The sequence below is a fragment of the Micromonospora sp. NBC_00389 genome (assembly GCF_036059255.1).
In the GTDB taxonomy this organism is placed as follows: domain Bacteria; phylum Actinomycetota; class Actinomycetes; order Mycobacteriales; family Micromonosporaceae; genus Micromonospora.
Map to the genome: position 1 here is coordinate 3,446,019 of NZ_CP107947.1, position 18,412 is coordinate 3,464,430.

General features: G+C 68.4%; 22 protein-coding genes, 1 tRNA gene and 2 pseudogenes. 13 read left to right on the plus strand and 12 right to left on the minus strand.

Translation table 11 applies throughout. From position 1 onward, the window contains the following. Positions 1–31 precede the first annotated feature (31 nt). On the minus strand, positions 32–982 hold the full coding sequence (locus tag OG470_RS16380) for a helix-turn-helix transcriptional regulator (RefSeq protein ID WP_442931145.1): 951 nt from the start codon (positions 980–982) through the stop codon (positions 32–34). A gap of 211 nt (positions 983–1,193) precedes the next feature. On the opposite strand from OG470_RS16380, the gene OG470_RS16385 reads away from it, so the two are divergent. Further along, positions 1,194–1,970, plus strand: a complete 777-nt coding sequence (locus tag OG470_RS16385; protein ID WP_328425200.1) for a glucose 1-dehydrogenase — start codon at positions 1,194–1,196, stop codon at positions 1,968–1,970. Positions 1,971–2,084: 114 nt separating this feature from the next. Here the strand turns inward: OG470_RS16385 and OG470_RS16390 are convergent, their stop codons facing one another. Next, the gene (locus OG470_RS16390) at positions 2,085–2,516 is read right to left on the minus strand and encodes an SsgA family sporulation/cell division regulator (protein WP_328425202.1); all 432 of its coding nucleotides are present in this window, start codon (positions 2,514–2,516) and stop codon (positions 2,085–2,087) included. A gap of 424 nt (positions 2,517–2,940) precedes the next feature. On the opposite strand from OG470_RS16390, the gene OG470_RS16395 reads away from it, so the two are divergent. From OG470_RS16395 to OG470_RS16405, 3 genes are all read left to right on the plus strand, one after another. Beyond that, on the plus strand, positions 2,941–3,147 hold the full coding sequence (locus tag OG470_RS16395) for a hypothetical protein (protein ID WP_328426887.1): 207 nt from the start codon (positions 2,941–2,943) through the stop codon (positions 3,145–3,147). Then, positions 3,081–3,503: a TIGR02611 family protein gene (locus tag OG470_RS16400; protein ID WP_328426407.1), complete on the plus strand. Its 423-nt coding sequence runs from the start codon at positions 3,081–3,083 to the stop codon at positions 3,501–3,503. Before OG470_RS16395 ends, OG470_RS16400 begins: the two co-directional genes overlap by 67 nt. 50 nt (positions 3,504–3,553) lie before the next feature. Then, a tRNA-Val gene (locus OG470_RS16405) sits at positions 3,554–3,625 on the plus strand. Positions 3,626–3,702: 77 nt separating this feature from the next. On the opposite strand, the pseudogene OG470_RS16410 reads toward OG470_RS16405, so the two are convergent. After that, positions 3,703–4,416 (minus strand): annotated as a pseudogene (locus OG470_RS16410) (tyrosine-type recombinase/integrase); the annotation flags it as partial. Between the two features lie 165 nt (positions 4,417–4,581). Here OG470_RS16410 and OG470_RS16415 point away from each other — a divergent pair. Continuing rightward, positions 4,582–5,190 carry a DinB family protein gene (locus tag OG470_RS16415; protein ID WP_328425204.1) on the plus strand — a complete coding sequence of 203 codons (609 nt, stop codon included), beginning with the start codon at positions 4,582–4,584 and terminating at the stop codon, positions 5,188–5,190. Between the two features lie 414 nt (positions 5,191–5,604). On the opposite strand, the gene OG470_RS16420 is transcribed toward OG470_RS16415, so the two are convergent. After that, positions 5,605–5,943 (minus strand): winged helix-turn-helix transcriptional regulator, encoded by a 339-nt coding sequence (locus OG470_RS16420; RefSeq protein ID WP_328425206.1) that lies wholly within the window; start codon positions 5,941–5,943, stop codon positions 5,605–5,607. Between the two features lie 140 nt (positions 5,944–6,083). Between OG470_RS16420 and OG470_RS16425 the strand changes: the two genes are divergently transcribed. Further along, the gene (locus tag OG470_RS16425) at positions 6,084–6,893 is read left to right on the plus strand and encodes an MBL fold metallo-hydrolase (protein WP_328425208.1); all 810 of its coding nucleotides are present in this window, start codon (positions 6,084–6,086) and stop codon (positions 6,891–6,893) included. Between the two features lie 189 nt (positions 6,894–7,082). Here OG470_RS16425 and OG470_RS16430 read toward each other — a convergent pair whose 3' ends face one another. Further along, entirely contained in the window at positions 7,083–8,213 is a 1,131-nt protein-coding gene (locus OG470_RS16430; protein WP_328425210.1) for a serine hydrolase domain-containing protein, read from the minus strand. Positions 8,214–8,263: 50 nt separating this feature from the next. Then, on the minus strand, positions 8,264–8,851 hold the full coding sequence (locus tag OG470_RS16435; RefSeq protein WP_328425212.1) for a TetR/AcrR family transcriptional regulator: 588 nt from the start codon (positions 8,849–8,851) through the stop codon (positions 8,264–8,266). Positions 8,852–8,928: 77 nt separating this feature from the next. Here OG470_RS16435 and OG470_RS16440 point away from each other — a divergent pair, with 77 nt between their 5' ends. Continuing rightward, on the plus strand, positions 8,929–10,104 hold the full coding sequence (locus tag OG470_RS16440; protein WP_328425213.1) for a YbfB/YjiJ family MFS transporter: 1,176 nt from the start codon (positions 8,929–8,931) through the stop codon (positions 10,102–10,104). 266 nt (positions 10,105–10,370) lie between these two features. On the opposite strand, the gene OG470_RS16445 is transcribed toward OG470_RS16440, so the two are convergent. Continuing rightward, positions 10,371–10,859 carry a cupin domain-containing protein gene (locus OG470_RS16445; RefSeq protein WP_328425215.1) on the minus strand — a complete coding sequence of 163 codons (489 nt, stop codon included), beginning with the start codon at positions 10,857–10,859 and terminating at the stop codon, positions 10,371–10,373. 111 nt (positions 10,860–10,970) lie between these two features. Between OG470_RS16445 and OG470_RS16450 the strand changes: the two genes are divergently transcribed. After that, on the plus strand, positions 10,971–11,447 hold the full coding sequence (locus OG470_RS16450; protein ID WP_328425217.1) for an RrF2 family transcriptional regulator: 477 nt from the start codon (positions 10,971–10,973) through the stop codon (positions 11,445–11,447). A gap of 21 nt (positions 11,448–11,468) precedes the next feature. Here the strand turns inward: OG470_RS16450 and OG470_RS16455 are convergent, their stop codons facing one another. After that, positions 11,469–12,065, minus strand: coding sequence for a TetR/AcrR family transcriptional regulator (locus OG470_RS16455; RefSeq protein WP_328425219.1), 597 nt, complete (start codon positions 12,063–12,065; stop codon positions 11,469–11,471). A gap of 92 nt (positions 12,066–12,157) precedes the next feature. On the opposite strand from OG470_RS16455, the gene OG470_RS16460 reads away from it, so the two are divergent. Together OG470_RS16460 and OG470_RS16465 are read left to right on the plus strand one after the other, a co-directional pair. Further along, positions 12,158–13,090 (plus strand): SDR family oxidoreductase, encoded by a 933-nt coding sequence (locus OG470_RS16460; RefSeq protein ID WP_328425221.1) that lies wholly within the window; start codon positions 12,158–12,160, stop codon positions 13,088–13,090. Positions 13,091–13,213: 123 nt separating this feature from the next. Then, positions 13,214–13,606, plus strand: a complete 393-nt coding sequence (locus OG470_RS16465; RefSeq protein WP_328425223.1) for a VOC family protein — start codon at positions 13,214–13,216, stop codon at positions 13,604–13,606. 248 nt (positions 13,607–13,854) lie between these two features. Here OG470_RS16465 and sigJ read toward each other — a convergent pair whose 3' ends face one another. The 3 genes from sigJ to OG470_RS16480 are packed head-to-tail and all read right to left on the minus strand — an operon-like array spanning position 13,855 to position 15,673. Further along, complete coding sequence (gene sigJ / locus OG470_RS16470) at positions 13,855–14,829, minus strand: RNA polymerase sigma factor SigJ (protein WP_328426409.1); 975 nt, start codon at positions 14,827–14,829, stop codon at positions 13,855–13,857. Positions 14,830–14,852: 23 nt separating this feature from the next. Next, positions 14,853–15,209, minus strand: coding sequence for a sigma factor (locus OG470_RS37235; RefSeq protein ID WP_442931147.1), 357 nt, complete (start codon positions 15,207–15,209; stop codon positions 14,853–14,855). A 29-nt stretch (positions 15,210–15,238) separates the two neighbouring features. Beyond that, a complete protein-coding gene (locus OG470_RS16480) occupies positions 15,239–15,673 on the minus strand; it encodes a hypothetical protein (protein WP_328425225.1) in 435 nt (144 codons plus the stop codon). A 209-nt stretch (positions 15,674–15,882) separates the two neighbouring features. On the opposite strand from OG470_RS16480, the gene OG470_RS16485 reads away from it, so the two are divergent. Further along, positions 15,883–16,470 (plus strand): copper resistance CopC family protein, encoded by a 588-nt coding sequence (locus OG470_RS16485; protein WP_328425227.1) that lies wholly within the window; start codon positions 15,883–15,885, stop codon positions 16,468–16,470. A 67-nt stretch (positions 16,471–16,537) separates the two neighbouring features. On the opposite strand, the gene OG470_RS16490 is transcribed toward OG470_RS16485, so the two are convergent. Beyond that, the gene (locus OG470_RS16490) at positions 16,538–17,737 is read right to left on the minus strand and encodes a low temperature requirement protein A (RefSeq protein WP_328425229.1); all 1,200 of its coding nucleotides are present in this window, start codon (positions 17,735–17,737) and stop codon (positions 16,538–16,540) included. A gap of 60 nt (positions 17,738–17,797) precedes the next feature. Here OG470_RS16490 and OG470_RS37240 point away from each other — a divergent pair. Both OG470_RS37240 and OG470_RS16500 read left to right on the plus strand, forming a co-directional pair. After that, positions 17,798–18,016: pseudogene (locus tag OG470_RS37240) on the plus strand (hypothetical protein); the annotation flags it as partial. Between the two features lie 163 nt (positions 18,017–18,179). Continuing rightward, positions 18,180–18,407 (plus strand): winged helix-turn-helix domain-containing protein, encoded by a 228-nt coding sequence (locus OG470_RS16500; RefSeq protein WP_328425235.1) that lies wholly within the window; start codon positions 18,180–18,182, stop codon positions 18,405–18,407. The last annotated feature ends 5 nt before the right edge of the window (positions 18,408–18,412 follow it).

Genomic DNA, 18,412 nt, shown 5'->3' on the forward strand with positions numbered 1-18,412 from the left:
CCCGGCCGCCGCCGCTTGCTGGTCTGGCGGGCTACCAGGGTCGGATGGCGTGACCGCCGTTGGCCGGTTCGCCGGGGTTGCCGGATCGGAACCGCCCGCCGTTGGCGCTCGCCGCCTCGACGGGCGGGCGGGGCCGGACCACCCGGGCGGCCGGCTGCTCCCGGGCGGCCCGGAACGCGCCGGGGCTGACCCCGACCTCCCGCGTGAAGAAGCGGCCGAAGTTGGTGGGCTCGGAGAAACCGAGATCCCGGCCGATCCGGGCGATCGGCTCATCGGTGGCGGCGAGCAGCCGCCCGGCCTGCAACGCGACCCGCTCGTCGATGACCTGTTTGGCGCTGCGCCCGGTGACGGCCAGGCAGGCACGGGTCAGGGTCCGCACCGAGCAGCCGAGGCTGGCGGCATAGTCCTCCACCCGCCGGGTGTGCTGGTAGTCGTGCTCCACCGCCCGGCAGAACCGCTGGAACGTCTCCGCCTCGGGTCGGGGCGGAGACCGGTCCGCGCCGGGCAGGGTCAGGCGCAGCAGCAGTACGGCGAGTTGGTGGCGGAGCAGGGCGCGGGCGGCGGAGCTGTCGCCATGCCGCTGGCAGTCCACCGCGAGCTGACTCACCTCGCTGATGACGGCGTCCTCGTCCTCACCGGCCAACTGCCGCCAGGTTGGCGCGTCCGGGTCGACGTCGAAGCCGCTGAGCGCCTGGGCGTCCCAGCCGACCACGGTGGCGTCGAACTGCGGACCGGCGCAGCGCAGCACCTGGCCGGCATGGACCCGCAGCAGCGTGCCCGGTCGGCACGGCAGCAGGTGGAAATCCAGCTCGGCGTCCCCATGCCCACGGGTGGTGAGGATCAACAGTTCCCGCTCGACGAGCACGGGCCGACGCCAGCCACGGTCGCCGGCCAGGTCGGCGAGCGCGAACGTGGCCATCTCGTCGGGTACGGGTCGAGCCGCTCCGATCGGTGGCGCGGTGAAGGGACCGGTGGAGACCATCGCCTGCGACGGTAGCCCGAACCGCAGGTCACCGCATCCCCCGGCCGATGATGCCCGCCGCACCGGACCCGGCGCGCCGCCACGGGGTTGTCGCGGTCCCGACGGCCGGGCTACGTTACCCGGCGGTAGCGCCGTCCGGTTTCGGCCCGCCCGGCGCCCCGCCGGCCGCACGCCGAGCCGGCGGACCTCGCCGACTCGCGATGGGATGGGCATGACGCAGCTGTTCTCGGTCGAAGGCAAGACGGTCCTGGTCACCGGCGGGTCGCGGGGGATCGGTCTGATGATCGCCCAGGGCTTCGTCCGGGCCGGCGCGCAGGTGATCATCTCGTCCCGCAAGGCGGACGTCTGCGAGGCGGTCGCCAAGGAGCTCTCCGCCGAGGGCCGCTGCGAGGCCATCCCGGCCGACCTCAGCGACGACGCCGGCGCCGAGGGGCTGGCCGCCGCCGTGCGGGAGCGCTTCCCCCGCCTCGACGTGCTGGTCAACAACGCCGGTGCGACCTGGGGCGCGCCGCTGGAAAACTACCCGGAGGCCGCGTTCGACAAGCTGTGGGCGGTCAACGTCAAGGCCGTCTTCCGGCTGACCACCGCGCTGCTGCCGGCGCTGCGCGCCGCCGCCAGCGCCGACGACCCGGCCCGCGTGATCAACATCGGGTCGATCGACGGCGTCCGGGTGCCGTGGCTGGAGGTGTACGCGTACTCGGCCACCAAGGCGGCCGTGCACATGCTCACCCGCAGCCTGGCCCACCAGCTGGCCGGCGAGCAGATCACCGTCAACGCGATCGCGCCCGGCCCGTTCGAGAGCAAGATGATGGCGTTCGCGCTGAACGACCCGACGAGCCGGGCCTCCATCGAGCAGCAGGTGCCGCTGGGTCGCATCGGCCGCCCTGAGGACATGGCCGGCACGGCCATCTATCTGTCCTCGCGGGCCGGCGCGTACCTCACCGGCGCGGTCATTCCGGTCGACGGCGGCATCACCACGCACGGCTGAGGCACCGGCCGACCCGGGGCGGGCAGGCCCGCGTGCCCCCGGGTGTGCCGGAGCCGCGCGGTCGGCAGATCCGCGCGGCCCCGTGATGGCCGGTGTTGCCCGTTCGGGCGGTGGTCAGCGACCGGCGAGCAGCCGGTTCACCGCCGTGTCGACGTCCAGGTGCTCGGCCTCCCGGCCGCGCCGGACGACGACGTAGGTCCGTCGAAGGAAACGCACCAGGACGCTGCGCGGCACCTCGAAGAGGGCGTTGCCGTCCGGTGACGAGAGGGCCAGCGCGACGAAGTCGCCGCGCGGGGTGGCCCAGGGCCAGACCCGCACATCCCCGATTCCGGCTGGCTCGTCCAGGCCGGTGACCAGCAGTTCGCGAGCAAAGGACCAGCTCACTGCCTCGCCACCAGCCGATTCGGCATGAAACAGGACATGGACCGCATACGGGTCAGCAGGGTCGTAACGCAGACTGGCACGCACCGGCAATGCGGTGGCGTCAGGCGCGACGAGCCTTAGCGACGTCTCGACCTCTACGGTCGTCGGTCGAATGACACTCATGGACGTTCTCCCCCCGGCACCGCTGCGGAACGCGCGTGTCCCGCTTTTCCCATACTCAGGTGCTACTCCTGGCTACGCTCCGCCATACGCTGACTTCACCCAGTGGTGGGAAGGGGGACGGAAACGCCTCGTGAATGCGAGGATTCATGTAGGATTTCCGGTTCTGCCCAGTGTGTGATCCCGCCCGGCATCGGGTGGTTCAGTCGTCGACTTACTCCGGTAACGTCCAGTCGACCGTTGCAGTGACGGGCCCGAGCGACACTGGGGGGTGAAATGGTTACGAACCGATCCTCAGTGGATCCGGCCGTGGCGTCCGGCCCACCGAACGTCGCGGTCCGAGCAGCCGAAAAGCGGGGGTACGGAGTGCCGAGGAAGCAGCCCGAGTGGTCCGGTCGGCCGGGGTCCGACGCGGGACGGACCGGCGGTGGCGCGCGCGCCGGTGATGGCGGTGCTGACCAGTCCGGCGATGGCGCGGGTCGTGCCGGCGGCGGTGGTGCCGGTCACGGTGGTGCCGGTCATGGTGGTGCGGGTCATGGTGGTGCGGGTCGTGGTGCCGGTGGCGTCATCGTCGTGGCGGACCCGCCGCGGCACCCGCGCTGGCGGGATCGAATCTCGACCACCCTCGACCTGATCCGGGCCAACCCCACCGGCCGGATCGCCCTCAAGGTCTTCATCGCGATCGCCGGTGCGCTGGTGGTGACCATCGGCATCGCCCTCATTCCGCTCCCCGGGCCGGGTTGGCTGCTGGTCATCGCCGGGCTGGGCATCTGGGCCGTCGAGTACCACTGGGCCCGCCGGCTGCTCGGCTTCACCCGCCGGCACGTGCACGGCTGGACGCAGTGGGTGAAGCGGCAGTCACTGCTTGTGCGCATCGTGCTCGGCTCTGTCGGCCTGGTCTTCGTGGGCGTGGTGGTCTGGCTGTCGCTCAAGTACAGCCTCGGCATCGACGTGGTGGCGCAGGCGATGCACTACCTCGCGACGCACTGACCCCGGATTTCCGGTCTGGTTCCACGATCGGGTAGAGTCATCGGCGCTGAGGGCGATTAGCTCAGTGGGAGAGCGCTTCGTTCACACCGAAGAGGTCGCTGGTTCGATACCAGCATCGCCCACGCAGGTCAAAGGCCACTTCCCGGCTTCGGGAGGTGGCCTTTCTGCTTGTGTACAGCAGCTAAGTACAGCAGCCCGGCTATTGCGTTAGCGACTCGCCGAGGCGCTTGAGTGCGTCGCTGGTCGCTCTCGACGAGACCTGGGTGTAGATCTCCATCGCCACCGAGAAGCGGGCGTGCCGGAGGATCTGCATGACAACTCGCGGGTGGACGTCGAGGTCGGCCAGGAGCGTGGCGCAGGTCCGCCTCGCGTCGTGGACGGTGATCAGCTTGACTCCTGCCTTGTCGCATCGGGTCTGCCAGGATCGCTGGAAGTTGCGGGGCTCGATGGGTGTGCCATAGCTGGTGGTGAACACGAGGTCGTTCTCGTGCCACGCCTTGCCGGCGGTTGCTCGGGCTTCGTCACGTTGCTCGCGTCGCAGCTTCAACGCGGTCAGGCAGATGTCGGGCAGGGGCAGGGTGGCGTCGGACGCCTGGGTCTTGGTGTCGCAGAGCAGGAGTTGCCCGCGCACGCGTTGCAGTTGGCGGCCGATCGCCAGCTCTCCGGCGTCGAGGTCGACGCCCTCCCCGGTGAGTCCCAACGCCTCGCCTTTCCGCAGACCGACGACGAGGACCAGGGCGTAGGCGGCGTAGAGCGGGTCCTCGTCGTGGCGGGCGGACTCCAGGAACGTGCGGGCCTCGTCGCTCGACCACGACTTGCCCCGTCGACGGCGGACGGTGGCCAGGGTGACCGCCACGGCCGGGTTCTTGGTGATGAGGTCTTCGGCCTGGGCGTGAGTGAGGGCAGCTCGACTGTCCGAATGCCTGTCGTATGGGGTTCTCCGCGGCTTCGGACACAAGTTGAACCTCGGGCCTGGCACTGCAGATCGTCGTCGGATTCGTGTCGGCGAGTTACGAACCACGGCGCTGTGAGGTCCCCGAAGTGCTCCGCTCGCTGTCGGATGGCAAGCTCGTGTCCCATGATCGATGATTTCGCGAAGGACTGCCTGCATGGCCGGCTCAAGGGGATCCGGGAGGCACTGGTCTGGAAGCTCGACGGCCTGTCCGAGTACGACATCCGGCGTCCCCTGACAGCGACGGGGACCAACCTCCTCGGCCTGGTGAAGCACGTGGCGACGTTGGAGGCCTGGTATTTCGGTGAGGTCTTCGGCCGCCCGTCCCCGGATGCGCTGGGGCGATGGCAGGACGCGGACGGCAGCGACCTGTGGGTGTCCCCGGGCGAGACCCGCGAACAGATCATCGACTTCTATCAGCGTGCCTGGGGGCATGCGGACGCGACGATTCAAGCGCTTCCCCTCGACGCGCCCGGCCACGTGCCGTGGTGGTCGCGGTCGGACGTCAAGCTGTTCGCCATCATGATCCACGTCCTTCAGGAGACCACCCGGCATGCCGGACACGCCGACATCCTGCGTGAGCAACTCGATGGCCGCACCGGGGTGAGGCCTGAGTACGAGGAGCAGATCGACACGGCGGCCCGCGAGGCGTACCGGGCGAAGATCGAGCGGGCCGCGCAGGAAGGGGCGGGCGGCTCGCGTCATGCCGGCCTGTCCGACACGCATGGTGCATAGTGCCGCATCGTAGAGCTGCTGCGCCACGATGGTCGTCGGGAGAAATCTGGGAGACGATCTTGCTAGCGAGACCCGTCCGCACCCAAGCATGCCGACGACTGCCCCCACTCGAAGCAGCGCAAATAGTTGTCGATGCATGTCGGGGCCCCGACCTGACCTTGTGCAGGTCAGAAGCCCGTTACCGGAGTAGTCGGTAACGGGCTTCGCTGTATGTGTGACTTGCATTGGGAACAGCGGCGGAAGTGGCGGTCCCGGTCGGGCCACTGCTGGCGCGATCCGATTGACCGCCCTCTGAACTCCCAAGCAGCGATCGCGGCCGCTCGAGTGGCAGCCAACGTGCACCGCTGCTGGCAGCAGCAGGCGTAACGCCTTTGGCATGGACTGCCCTGTCCGTGGTGGCCGTGGCTGCCGCCGTCACCTGGCGCGCGGTCCGGCCGTGATCGGCGACGAGTACGGCTGAGGGGCCTCGGTGACCCAGCTGTTGTGGTCGTGCACGCCCCACTGCCACAGCGCCGCCAGCACGGGCCGCAGTGATTGCCCACGCTCAGTGAGCTGGTATTGCACCCGGCCGTCAGTGAACCGCCGCTCGACGATGTCGTAGTCCTCGAGCAACCGAAGCCGCTCGGTCAACACCTTGGCGCTGATCGGACTCACGCTGCGGCGCAGGGCGAGGAAATGTCGGGCATCGCCCAGCAGTTCCCGAATGATAAGTGCGTTCCACTTTCCACCCACGATCTCCAGCGTGCGGGACACGGGGCAATCGTTGGCTGCGAGATCGTGGGACCGCCACTCATGCACATCGATCATCTGTGCAGTGCCCTTTGGTTACTTGAAGGAAACCGGTGTCATCACGCCACACTCAGCCAGTCTCACCGATATGACAGGAGACTGACATGACGCACACCACGGTAACGATCACCCGGATCGGCGGCCCGACGGTTCTGCTGGAACTGGACGGCGTACGGCTCCTGACCGATCCCACCTTTGACGATGCCGGAACGCAGTACCGGCATGGTCCGCTGTCGTGGACCAAACACCAGGGGCCGGCCATTCCCGTCGCTGCACTCGGGCGGGTCGACGCGGTGCTGCTCAGCCACGATGAGCACATCGACAACCTAGACCGTAGTGGGCGCGCCTTGCTGGCCCAGATCCCGATGACCATCACCACCCCGGCGGCCGCGCTCAGGCTCGCTGGCGGCGCAGTCGGCCTGCAGACGGGCGCACACGTTGCCATGCGCGGCGCCTCTGGTGACCTGACCATCACCGCAGTCGACGCTCAACACGGCCCCGAGCCGCTGCTGCCTGTCCTCGGCCCGGTGACCGGCTTTCTGATCCAGCCCGCCAAGGGCACGGCCGTGTACCTCAGTGGCGACAGTGTATCCACCCATGCCGTGACCACCGCTGCCGACCTGGCCCCGATCGGGCTGGCCGTGCTACATGGCGGAGCAGCTCGTCTGGCACCATTCGGTGACGCGCTCCTGTCGTTCTCCGCGGCGGATATCACTCACGCCACGAAGCTGCTCGGAGACTGCCCTGTCCTCGTCGTACACGACGACGGCTGGAGTCATTTCCACGAGGACGCAAGCACCGTGAAGGCGACCTTCGCCGCCGAGGGACTGTCCCACAGGCTGCTGGCGCCGCGGCTCGGGCAACCAGTGACCGTGTCGCTGGCAGCCGGCCCGACCATGCTCGGTCACCCGTGACAGCACACCGCCTTTGCCGCACTCCACGGCATGCCGCCGCTTGTGGTGCTCGGGGTCGAAAGTCGGTGGACGGCCGCCCTTCGACCCCGGGCTCCGATAGTGACAAGCACGGGAGTTCATCCGTCGGAGCCACCCGGCGCCGAGGCGGAGGTCCACTCCGGCCGCGTGTGGATCAATCTGGCGGGCAGATTACGCCACTGAGGACCGCCCTCCAGTCGGCCGTTCGATGACCGCGTCATTGAGAGCGGCGAGCAGGCCGCGGGGACGGCGATCGGGATACTCGGCCCGCGCTTCATTCATCGCGTACGAGAATGCGACCTGCCGCCCCGGCCAGGCTCCGTGCCGGGAACCGCCCGCGCCCGCATGGCCGAACGCGTCAGCCGCCGGTCCGAAGACCTGTGCCGCGGTGGCGAGCTCGAATCCGGCGCCGTAGGCCATCGGGCTGCCCCACAAGGGGGAGATGCCCCGTCGCCGCTCCCGTCGACCGAGTTCCACGGTGGAGGCTTGGAGTACGCGCACGCCGTCCAGTGAACCGCCGGCGGCCAGGCAGGCGTAGAACCGGGCCATCGATCTTGCGGTGGCGAACGCGCCCACTGCGGCCAGCCCAGCGCGGCGGAACTTCGGGCTGTTCCACAGTTGCGGTGAGTCGGGGACGACGATCGGATTGTGGGTGAGCACCGCGAGCGGGTCGTTGCTGGCTGGTTGTGCGTCGAGAAGGAAGCCGGGGGCGGCCAGCATGGTGGACGCCCGGTCGTGCTGGTCGTCCGGCAGCCCGATCCAGACGTCGAGTTCCAGTGGGCGCGCGAACTCGTCGGCGAAGAAGGCGCCAACCGTGCGCCCGTCCACTCGCCGGACCAGTTCGTCGACGAGCCAGCCCCAGGTGAGGGCGTGGTAGATGAACCCGGCCCGCGGGTCGGTCTCGGGTGGCTGCTCGGCGAGCAGCTTGGCCATGATGTCGTGATCAAGCAGGTCGTCGTCAGTGACTGGCTGCCGCACGCCGGGCAGCCGTGACTGGTGCGACAGGATGTCTCCGACGGTGACGGCGCCTTTGCCGGCCGCCGCGAACTCCGGCCAGTACCGGGCGGCGGATGCATCGAGGTCGAGCACGCCGCGCTCGATGAGCAGCAGTACGCAGGCGGTGGCGAGGCCCTTTGTCCCCGAGAAGATCAGCTGCAGGGTGTCGGCCTGCCAGCGGCGTCCGGTGTCCGGATCGGCGACCCCGCCCCACAGGTCCACCACGAGGTCTCCCTTGTGGTACGCGCTGAAGGCGGCGCCCGTTTCGCCGAATTCAGTGAAGCTTCGCTCGAATGCGTCGGCCACCGGTTCAAATCCGGCAGCGGTGAATCCTTCGACCACAGGATGTTCCTTCCTCAGCGTTTGGCAGTGGACAGCAGCGTCAGCGCGGCCTGCTTGGCGTGCTCCGCGGCGGCATCGGCGGTGTCGTGATGGTCGGCGACGACGGTGGCGCCCTCGATCAGGATCAGCAGTTGCCGGGCCAGCACCTGCGGTTCACGCGCTCCGGCGCGCTGCGCGATGCCGGTCAGCAGGTTGAGGTAACGGCCCAGATGCCGGACGGCAACCGTGCGGGCGGGGTCTGCGTGGTGCTGCGTGGCGGCGTTGACGATGGCGCAGCCCCGGAAGGCCGGCTCGGCGTACCAGGTGCCGAGGGCGTCGAAGATCGCCGTCAGCTCTGCCTCGGGATCCGGCCCGGCCGCCTGTGCCACGTCGGTGAGCCAGCGGATGACCCGATCGCTGCGGGCAGCGAGGACGGCATCGACGAGCCCTTCCTTCGAGCCGAAGTGACGGTAGAGCGTCTCCTTGGACGCACCGACCGCGGCGCACAGCTCGGCGATCCCGACACCGTCGAGCCCTCGCTCATAGAGCAGGTCGGTGGCGCAGGCAAGGATCGCTTCCCGGGTGCGCGCCGGGTCGAGTGAGGTTCCTTTGGCCACTGGCATGAAACAGATGGTACCGATCGGTTCGATCTTTCGCTAGGGTCATCGTACCGCTCGGTACCATCACCGAAGGGAGTTGCATGACCCTCGAAACACCCGTTGCCGCCTCGCGCGCGACGCCCTGGTGGCCGTCCATCGGCCTCGCCCTCGGCACCGCCTCCGCTCTGGGACTCGGCCGTTTCGCCTACGGACTGTTCGTGCCGGCCATGTCCCAAGACCTGCAGTGGACGATGACCACCGCCGGTGCGCTGACCGCCGCGAACGGCGCCGGATACCTGCTCGGCGCCATTCTGTCCGCAGCAGTGATCCGCCGTGCCGGACTGACGGCGACGTTCCGCGCCGGGATGGTCCTGACTGCCGTGGCGCTCGCCATCACAGGCCTGGGCCTGTTGACGTGGGGACGCGCGGCGGCCGGACTCGGCGGAGCGCTGACCTTCATCTCCGGCGCTGCCCTGGCATCCCGACTCGCCGACCGCGCCGCAACCCTGACCCCCGTGACCGTCTACTTCGCTGGTGCGGGAGGTGGCATCGCGATCACCGGCGCCGGCGTCCCGCTCCTGCTGCACGTCCACCCCGAGCGCTGGGCGGTCGGCTGGTGGGCGCTGGCTGGTGCGGCCGCGTTGGCCAGCGCGGCCAGCTGGCGCGCGGCGGCCGTCCGCGACGCCACCACGCCGACCGCGGCGGTAAGCGGGAGGTACCTGTGGCCTCAACGACGGATCGCCGCGGCATATCTGCTGTTCGGTGCCGGTTACATCGGCTACCTGACGTTCCTGTCGGCGTACCTGGTCGACCGGCATGCATCGCTGCCCATGGTCTGCCTCACATGGATCCTGGTCGGAGCGAGTGCGATGGCCGCACCCGTCCTGTGGAGCCGCCCGATCGTGACCTGGGGCGGCAACCGACCGCTGTGCGTGATGCTGCTGGGCGTCGCTGCAGCGGCCGCGCTGGCCAGAGCAGCGCCTACAGCGGCCGGGACGACGGCATCCGCCGTGTTGTTCGGCCTGGCGTTCATGATGGTCCCGGCCGCCGTCACCGCCCATGTCACTCGAAGCGTGCCACTCGAAGCGACCAGCGCCACGCTCGCAGCATTCACCGTGGTGTTCGCGATTGGCCAGTCCATCGGCCCATGGATCTCCGGGATCCTGGCCGATCACAATGGCGCGGGCGCGACCCTGACCGTAACAGCGCTGCTGTGCACGCTGGCCGCGTTTCTGGTCTTCAGGCGATCGGCGGAACCGGCCGGTGCCAGGGGATGACGGCGGCTGGCCCTTCCGCATCGCGTCGACATGGGCCCGGTGATGGACCGGCGCCCGAGGGAGTGCAGCGCGCAAGAGACGACCGTTCAGTTGGCAGGACCGCCGCCGCACCCCTTGGTTTCGCCGCTCATCTAGGTTGACATCTCCTGGCCCACAACCTCGCCACAATCACCGCAGTCGACGCCGCCGACGCCCGAGACCCCAGCCCTCCAAGCGATCCCGGGATACCGCCTCGGCCACACCCATGCACGGCCACCCCGCCGGAACTACTTCTTCAGGTCGACGTGGTTAGCCGCGCGGCCTGCCCACACCGGGCTGTCCACGTAGTGGTTGTCGTAGCGGTCCTGGGTCTCGCCGACTTCCTGCCAGGTGGCTTCGCCCTGGTGCACCTTGTCGAGCAGTCGGTAGTAGTCGAACCGGGGCTTGCCGGGGGTGATTACGACGAGGAAGTCGACGTCCTGGTCGTCGGCGGGGGCGAAGGCATGCGGGGTGTTCGGCGGGACGAAGAGCACGTCTCCCTTGTGCAGGGTGTGCAGTTCGTCGCCGACGAGCATCTCGAGGGCGCCGTCGAGCACGAAGAACAGCTCGCCGGAGTGGGTGTGCAGGTGCGGCGGCGCGCCGTCTGTGCCGTGCTTGAGCAGGGTGCGGTTGCTGGTCAGGGCGCCGCCGGTGTGCTCGGGGTCGAGCAGCAGCGTGATCACGCTGGCCGGGTCGCTGTCGAGAACCTCGGCCTGGGCTGCGCGTACCAGTGTCATTGTCGGCTCCTTCGTTGTTTGACTGTTTCCTGGACACTAGATGTCCAGGATTGTTCGGCGCTAGTGATCATGGCACGCGTCACAAATTCTGGACATGTAAAGTCCAGGACTATGCGAATGAGTCAGGGCGTCGAATGGGCCCTCCACACGTGCCTCAACCTGAGCTGGCTGGACGCCCCGGTGCCAACCGGCACCCTCGCGGCGTTCTACGAGCTGCCGCCGGCCTACCTGAACAAGCAACTCCAGGCCCTGGTCCGGGCCGGGATCCTGACGTCGACCTCGGGGCCGCGCGGGGGCTTCCAGCTGGCCCGGGCCCCGGGGTCGGTCTCCCTGTTGGACATCGTGGCCGCGATCGAGGGCCCGGAGGAGTTGTTCCAGTGCGACCAGATCCTCAGCAAGGGGCCGGGGGAGCACGCGGGCGTCGATTATCGACAGTCCTGCGCGTTCGCCCAGGCCATGCGGGGCGCCGACCTGGCCTGGCGGCGGGAGTTGGCCGGCAAGACCGTGGCTGACGTCCGGGCCGACGTCGAGCGCGGGCACCCCGAAGCCCCGGCCAACACCCGGGCCAGGATCGCGCAACTTCGCTAGGACTATTGCTTTCCGCGTCGCTCAGCGTGGCTGTGCTTTGCCTTGTGGCCGCGGGCCGTGTTCGAGGGTTGCCAGGAAGCTGTCGGCCGCGTCCTGGACGCGGTCTTGGTCGCCCGTGGCCAGCAGGTCGAGCAGCAGCCCACGGATCGTCGCGATCACCAGGGTGGCCGTGCGCGTCGCTGTCTCCACGTCGGTGCCCGGTCTTTGCGCATCGACCAGGGCGCTCATCCAGTCGGTCACGACGCGATCGAGGAACTCCGTGAACTGTTGCGGTGCCTGTAGAGCACGTCCGTAGACCGCGAAGAACAGTCGGAACTCCGCCCACTGGCGCGGGTCGGAGGCGCGGGTCCAGACCGCACGCGCGGCCGCAGCCAGGTCAGGCTGGTCGCCGACCGCTTCGCTCGTGGCCGTGAAAGCACGCTCCCGCAACCGCCCGAGTATGGCCTCGAGCATCTGCTCCTTGGTGCCGAAGTGATGGACCAGTGTTGTGGTCGACACCCCGAGGGCGCGGGCCACCGGCCGCCACGACAGCTCGGCGAACCCGTGCTGCATCGCGTAGTCGACCGCGGCGTCGAGCAGGTCGGCCCGTCGCTGGTGGTTGACCGGCCGTCCCGTCATCGCTGCCTCGTGATCCCTCTGGGTTGCGGTTCCTAGAACGATCGTACTACATTCGTTCCTTGTACGGCCGTTCTAGGAACTGGGAGTTCCTCATGCGTGTGTTCGTTACCGGAGCGTCGGGCTGGGTCGGTCGAGGGCTCGTCCCCGAGCTAATCTCCGCCGGCCACAAGGTCACCGGGCTGGCCCGCTCGGATGCGGCGGCCCAATCCCTGCGGGCGATGGGGGCCGAGGTCCGCCCGGGATCGCTCGACGACCTCGACGCCCTGCACGACGCGGCCGCCGCCTCCGACGGCGTCGTCCACCTCGCGTTCAAGCACGACATGTTCTTCGCCGGCGACTTCGCCAGCGCCACCGACGCCGATCGCGCGGCGATCGACGCCTTCGGCGAAGCCCTCGCTTGCACCGTCAAGCCGTTCGTCATGGCCTCCGGCATGCTCGGCGTGCTCGGGCTACCGTCCGGTGTCGTCGCCACCGAACGCGACGGGCTGGCCCCGGACACCGGCAGCACGGGCCCGATCAGCGGCGCCGGCGGACGGATGGCAAACGCCCGCCACGCTCTCACGCTCGCCGGCCACGGGGTCCGCTCCTCGATCGTGCGGCTCCCACCGGCCACGCACGGCAAGGGCGACAACGGCTTCACCACCACCGCGATCGGCTTCGCGCGCCAGAAGGGCGCCGCTGCGTACGTCGGCGACGGCAGCAACCGCTGGCCCGCCGTCCACCGCGATGACGCCGCGCGACTGTTCCGCCTCGCGGTCGAGTCCGCGCCGGCCGGCTCAGTGCTGCACGCGGTCGGCGACGAGGGCGTGCCGATCCGTGTGGTCGCCGAGACTCTCGCCGCACATCTGCACCTTCCCGCAGTCTCCGTCAGCCCCGAGGAAGCTGGCGACAACGTCGGCTGGCTTGGCGGCCTCTGGGCAATCGACGGGCCTGCCTCGGCGCAGATCACTCGTGACCTTCTCGGATGGCAACCTGCGGGCCTCGGGCTGATCGCCGACCTCCAGCAGGGCCACTACTTCGCCTGAGGGCAGGCCCCGCCCACTGTTCGAGCACGCGACTGGGTGATAGGCCCAGCGACGTGGTTATCCGCATCTGCCGCAGTCCGAGCTCAGTGGCGAGCCGGACGAGATTTTCTCTAGGCTGCCCCGGTGCAGATCGACTTGGTTGCTCTGATCGTCGACGACTACGACCCCGCGATCGAGTTCTTCGCTGGCGTGCTGGGTTTCGACCTCGTGGAGGACTCACCCTCACTGACGAATGACGGGAGACCCAAGCGGTGGGTCGTTGTCCGGCCGCCGGGTGCACAGACCGGAATTCTGCTCGCTCGTGCGGATGGAGACCGTCAACGCGCTGCTGTGGGTGACCAGGCAGCAGGGCGGGTCGGCTTTTTCCTCCGGGTCGACAACTTCGATGCCTCGTACGCGCGCTTGGTCGAAGCCGGGGTCACCTTCGTCCGAGCGCCGCGCACCGAGCCTTACGGCCGGGTCGCGGTCTTCCTCGATATCGCCGGTAACCGCTGGGATCTTCTCGGCAGCGGCTGACTCCCTTGACCCTGCGGTATCTGCCGCAGATTGTTCGTCCCGGTTCCCAGCCGGCGTTCCTCGCCGATGTCCGCTCCACCGAGGACCGCCCTCCGCGACCGGCGCTCCCATCCAGACGTGACTGACCCGTCTCATGTCACGGAGGTAGCCGCTCCGACGGTGCCAGTCGACCTCAAGTCAGTCGGCTTCAGTCAGCGGGACTTTGTCGCCCCGATCGGCGTCGCCCTGCTGGTCACCGGCGCCGACGGTTACCGCTGGAACCGGGCTAGTTTCTGCGGGTTGAGGACGATCAGCACTCGTTCGATTCCGGCGGGTGAGGCGTCGATGGTGACCAACGCGACCGCTGTTCCGGGCCGCGAGATGAGGATCGCGGCTTGGCCGTTGGATTCGACGATCTCCGTTGAGAGGTCGTGGCCGAACTTCCGGATCAGTCCCAGGATGTAACGCGCGACGTTGTCACGTCCGACGATGGGTACCTGGGCGGCCCGTACGGTGCCGCCGCCGTCGGCATAGGAGGTGGCTGTTGTGGCGAGCAGTTCCTCGAGCCGGGTCAGCTCACCGGACCGGGCGGCGGCGAGAAAGGCACGCAGCAGGCGGCCGTGGTCGGCGCGGGCGACCGGATCGCGCCGCTGCTGGGCCAGGTGCGTACGGGCGCGTCGGCCGAGCTGCCGTGCGTACGCCTCACTGATGTCGAGTACCTCGCCGATCCGCCGGAACGGGTAGTCGAACGCCTCGCGCAGCACGTACACCGCCCGCTCGGCCGGGGTGAGCCGTTCCAACAGGAGCAGCATGGCGAGTCCGAGTGACTCGTTCCGTTCGGCCTGGAGTGTCGGGTCGGCGGAGGTGTCGACGGGCTCGGGTAGCCACGGTCCGGGATACAGCTCGCGTCGGGCGCGAGCCGATGTCGCGGCGTTCAGAGCGAGCCGAGAAGTCGTCGTGACCAGGAACCCGATTGGGTCCCTTACCTGGCTGCGATCGGTCTGTTGCCACCGAAGCCAGGCTTCCTGCACGACGTCCTCGGCCTCCGCGACACTTCCGAGCATTCGGTAGGCGATGCCGAAGAGCCGCGGGCGGACCGCGTCGAACACCTCTAGCGCGCCGGTCAGTGTCCCGTCTGTCCCTCGCCCTACCATGACCGCCCGCCTCGTCGCTTCTATCCCTGAATCTGCAGGTGATTTCGAACTACCGCCGATATCGCCACTGTCCGTTGGGCACCAGCGCATACAGATACCCCTACGCGGCCGGACTACAGCATTGGTGCATGGCGCCAGGCACCCCACCTCTGACGTGGAGGGCCCGCAACATGGAGGCGACCTGCTCGATCGGCGGTCTGGCCACCGGAGCGGGGCGGCGACGAGTCGAGCAGACCGATACAGATCTGCACGAGCGTGCCGACGAGCCAAAGGAAGGGCCTGTCGATGCCGTCCTGTTCGTCGTCCGGCATCGTGTACCAGCCGGCGTACGTCTCCTGCACCGCGTGTTCGGCCACGTGGACCGAACCGAGCAGGTGATATGCGAGGTTCTTGAGGAGGCGTCGTTCGGCGACGACGACGCAGAACGTGCTGGGTAGCGCGTTTGACCGAGGTGGCCGGCGGGGTTCCATCGTTTCTCCCACTGGTTGGTCCGGAAGGTTCAGTGGGCGGCCCGAGCCGACTCGAAGCCGCGCCGAGCCACTCGACGGTCGCGCAGCACCGTCAGCAGGATGATCACCAGGCCGATGAGCGCCACGGCCGCGTTTGCGGTGGTGAGGAGGATCGCCTCACCTACCGTCGCCTGCTCCATGTTCGTGATGTGGAAGAAGAAATGCGGCACCGCGAAGACCGAATAGGCACCTGCGGCAGGGATGACGAAGTGGGCCTTGGGTTTGACCGCCGCGATGCCCAGCAGCAGGGCGATCGCCAATGATGCCGTACCGAAGTCCCGCGCGTAGTGCTCGCTGAACGGCGGCGTGAGGTCCACCGTCGGGAAGTTCGTGTAGAAGCTGGCCGGCCAGAACGCGTTCCAGGCCCCGACCACGAGGTTGTCGACAAACAAGATCGCCAGCGCGATGCGGATGATGATGGTCACGAGTTGCTGCTCCTTGCGCTGTCTCGGATGCCCGCCGCCGGTGGGCGAGTGTCACCAGGTACGGACCGAGCAGGTCTCCGATTCGTGACAGATGGCCCGGCGGCGAGCTCTGCTGTCACGGATCGGGGGGCCGCTCGGTCCAGTTCGCAGATGCCGCGGTCGTTCGCGGCGGAGGGGAGCACGCCATGAAGAGAAGCGTCGCGGCAGGCGTGACCGGCGAGTCGGACACCGGTCGGGCGCCTCGCATTCGTCGTACCGTCGGATTGATCGTCGCGGTCGCGCTTGCTGCCGGTCTCCCGCTGGCGGTCACGCCCGCCCCCGCGGTCGCCCATGGCGCGACGCATTCGATCACGCCGGCCGCCGGTGCCGCGCTCGCGACTGCTCCGGAACGGGTCGAGGTGGTGTTCGCCGCCGAGATCATGTCTGACAGCACCGTCACGATCATGGACCACACGGGTACGGATTGGGCCGGCGGTCGGCCGGCTGTCCAAGGAGCGACGCTGATCGACCAGGTGAAAGCAGGTATGCCCGACGGCGGGTACGAGATCAGCTGGCGAGCAACCTTCACCGACGGACACCCGGTAGCCGGCACGGCGGAGTTCACCGTGGGAGCGGACGCTGCGGCGGCCGCCACAGCGAATCCGTTCCGGGCCCGGGTCACCCACGGCGGGGTGGTCGCGTTCTACACCGCCGCAGGCATGGCCGTACTTGCTCTCCTTCTCGCGATCATGACGCTCTCACGCGGTGTCTACGCCGCCAACAAGCGTGCGGCCACACGTGCCGGCTCCACCCTTTAGACCGACCTGCTCGGTTTCCGCCTCTGTGCGGCCTGCTCGTCTGAAGGCGTCGACCCGCCGCCGGTGGTCATGTGCTGCTGGAGCGGTGGGGACCTGGTGGGGAGATCGGTGCGGGGTGCCGTCGTACGCGAATGTTGTCGGCGATGACGATGCCGGTGAGGACTGCGCCGCTAGCGAAGGCATTGATGAGCGGCGGCAGGAGCAGCATCGGCGGAAGGAGACAGGCGAGCGCGACCAGCCCGATGACGCGGCTTCTGGAGACGTGGCCGAACACCAGGTACTCCAGGAGGATCCGACCGGCAAGGAACAGCGCGGTACCGCCGAGGATGGTGACGGTCGGGGTCGCGCGTGGATGGCCTAGTGGATCGTCGATGACCAGTTGGGCGCCGACCGAGGCGACGACGAGGCCGGCGATCATGACCAGGTGTGCGTAGGACACCAGGGTGCCGAGACGGTCGGGATTGGCTGATGCCCCGATGGCTGGCCCGACGTCTTCTCCGGCACGGAAGATGTAGATCCGCCAGATCAATGCAGTGACGGCGAATGTCAGCACGAACGCCACGGTCCGATCGGTAGCAAAACCGCGACTGGTGAGGGTCGATCCGATGGCCAGAATGACTTCGCCGAGGCCGATGACGAACAGTGCCCGGTTGCGCTCGGCCAGGAACTCGCCGCCGGCCGGCACCTGTGCACCGCCCAGGCGCATGAGTCTTGGCAGGGGGTAGCTGAACCACCGTGCGACGTAGATGAGGACAACCGCGAGCGTCCACAGCGCCGTGCGTACTCCGCTTGAGGCGACCGCCCCGACAAGCCAGGGCACCCCGGTGGCGGCATGCCAGATCGCCGCCCGTCCCGCAACACGTTGTAGCTCCTGGCCCCGCAACAGGACCACGAGGAAAAGACTGCGACCGATCTGGATGGCAAGGTAGGCGACCGCGAAGATCAAGCCGGTCCTGCCGAACGCCTCGGGGGCCGCCGCCGAGAGCACCAGGGCACCCACCATGGTGGCGATGACCAGCAGTTGCACCGGCGGCCGTCGCGGGTTCAACTGCCCGGTCACCCTCGCGGTGAGGGACCACACCCATCCGATGGCCAGCAACAGCACCAGTGCCTGGAACGCGCCGGACCAGGTCAGGTTGTTGAGCAACTGCTGGGCGAGCGCGCGGAGCGCGAAGACGAACACGACATCGAAGAACAGCTCCAGGAACGACGCACGCGCGACGTCCTCGAGCCTGCGAACCAGACCGCTTGTTCCACTTCCTGTCACCGGCTCGCCCGTTCCTACCGATCTTCGGTTGGTATCAGCGTATCCGTCCTCTTCGTCTGGGTGGCCTGGTCTCCGACCTCTCCCTCGAGATCGTCCAGCCGGCCTCTTCGAGCACCGTTGAAATGGTCAGGTGGTTGCTCTCAGGATGGCTGGCGCTTCGGCCTGCCGGACATCGACGGCTTGGAGGTCTGGCGACGCATCCGCAGCTGTAGCGACCTGCCCGTCGTCGTTCTGTCGGCCGACAGCTCCGAAGACCGCAAGGTGGACGCGCTCGACGGTGGTGCCGACGACTACATGACCAAACAGTTCGGTATGCGGGAACTTGATGCGCGCGTACGCGTCGCACCTGGCGGGACCGCGGACGATCAGACGACAGAACTGCGCGCCGGCCCCCTTCGTCTCGACCTCGTGCACTACGAGGCCACCTTCGACGGTCGTCCTCTTGACCGCACCCCGAAAGAACTTCCTCGCGTACTTCGCCCGCCACGTCGGAAAAATCTGCACCCGGCGGATGATCCTGGAAAACGTCTGGGGAGCGTCGTACTCGAAGGAGTTGCAGTACCTCAAGGTCTACGCGTATCGGATCAGGCGGAAGCTTCACGACGAGGACGGCCACTTCCTGGAGAACGACCCCTCCGTCGGCTACCGGCTGGTGGTCGCGGACAACTAGCGGAC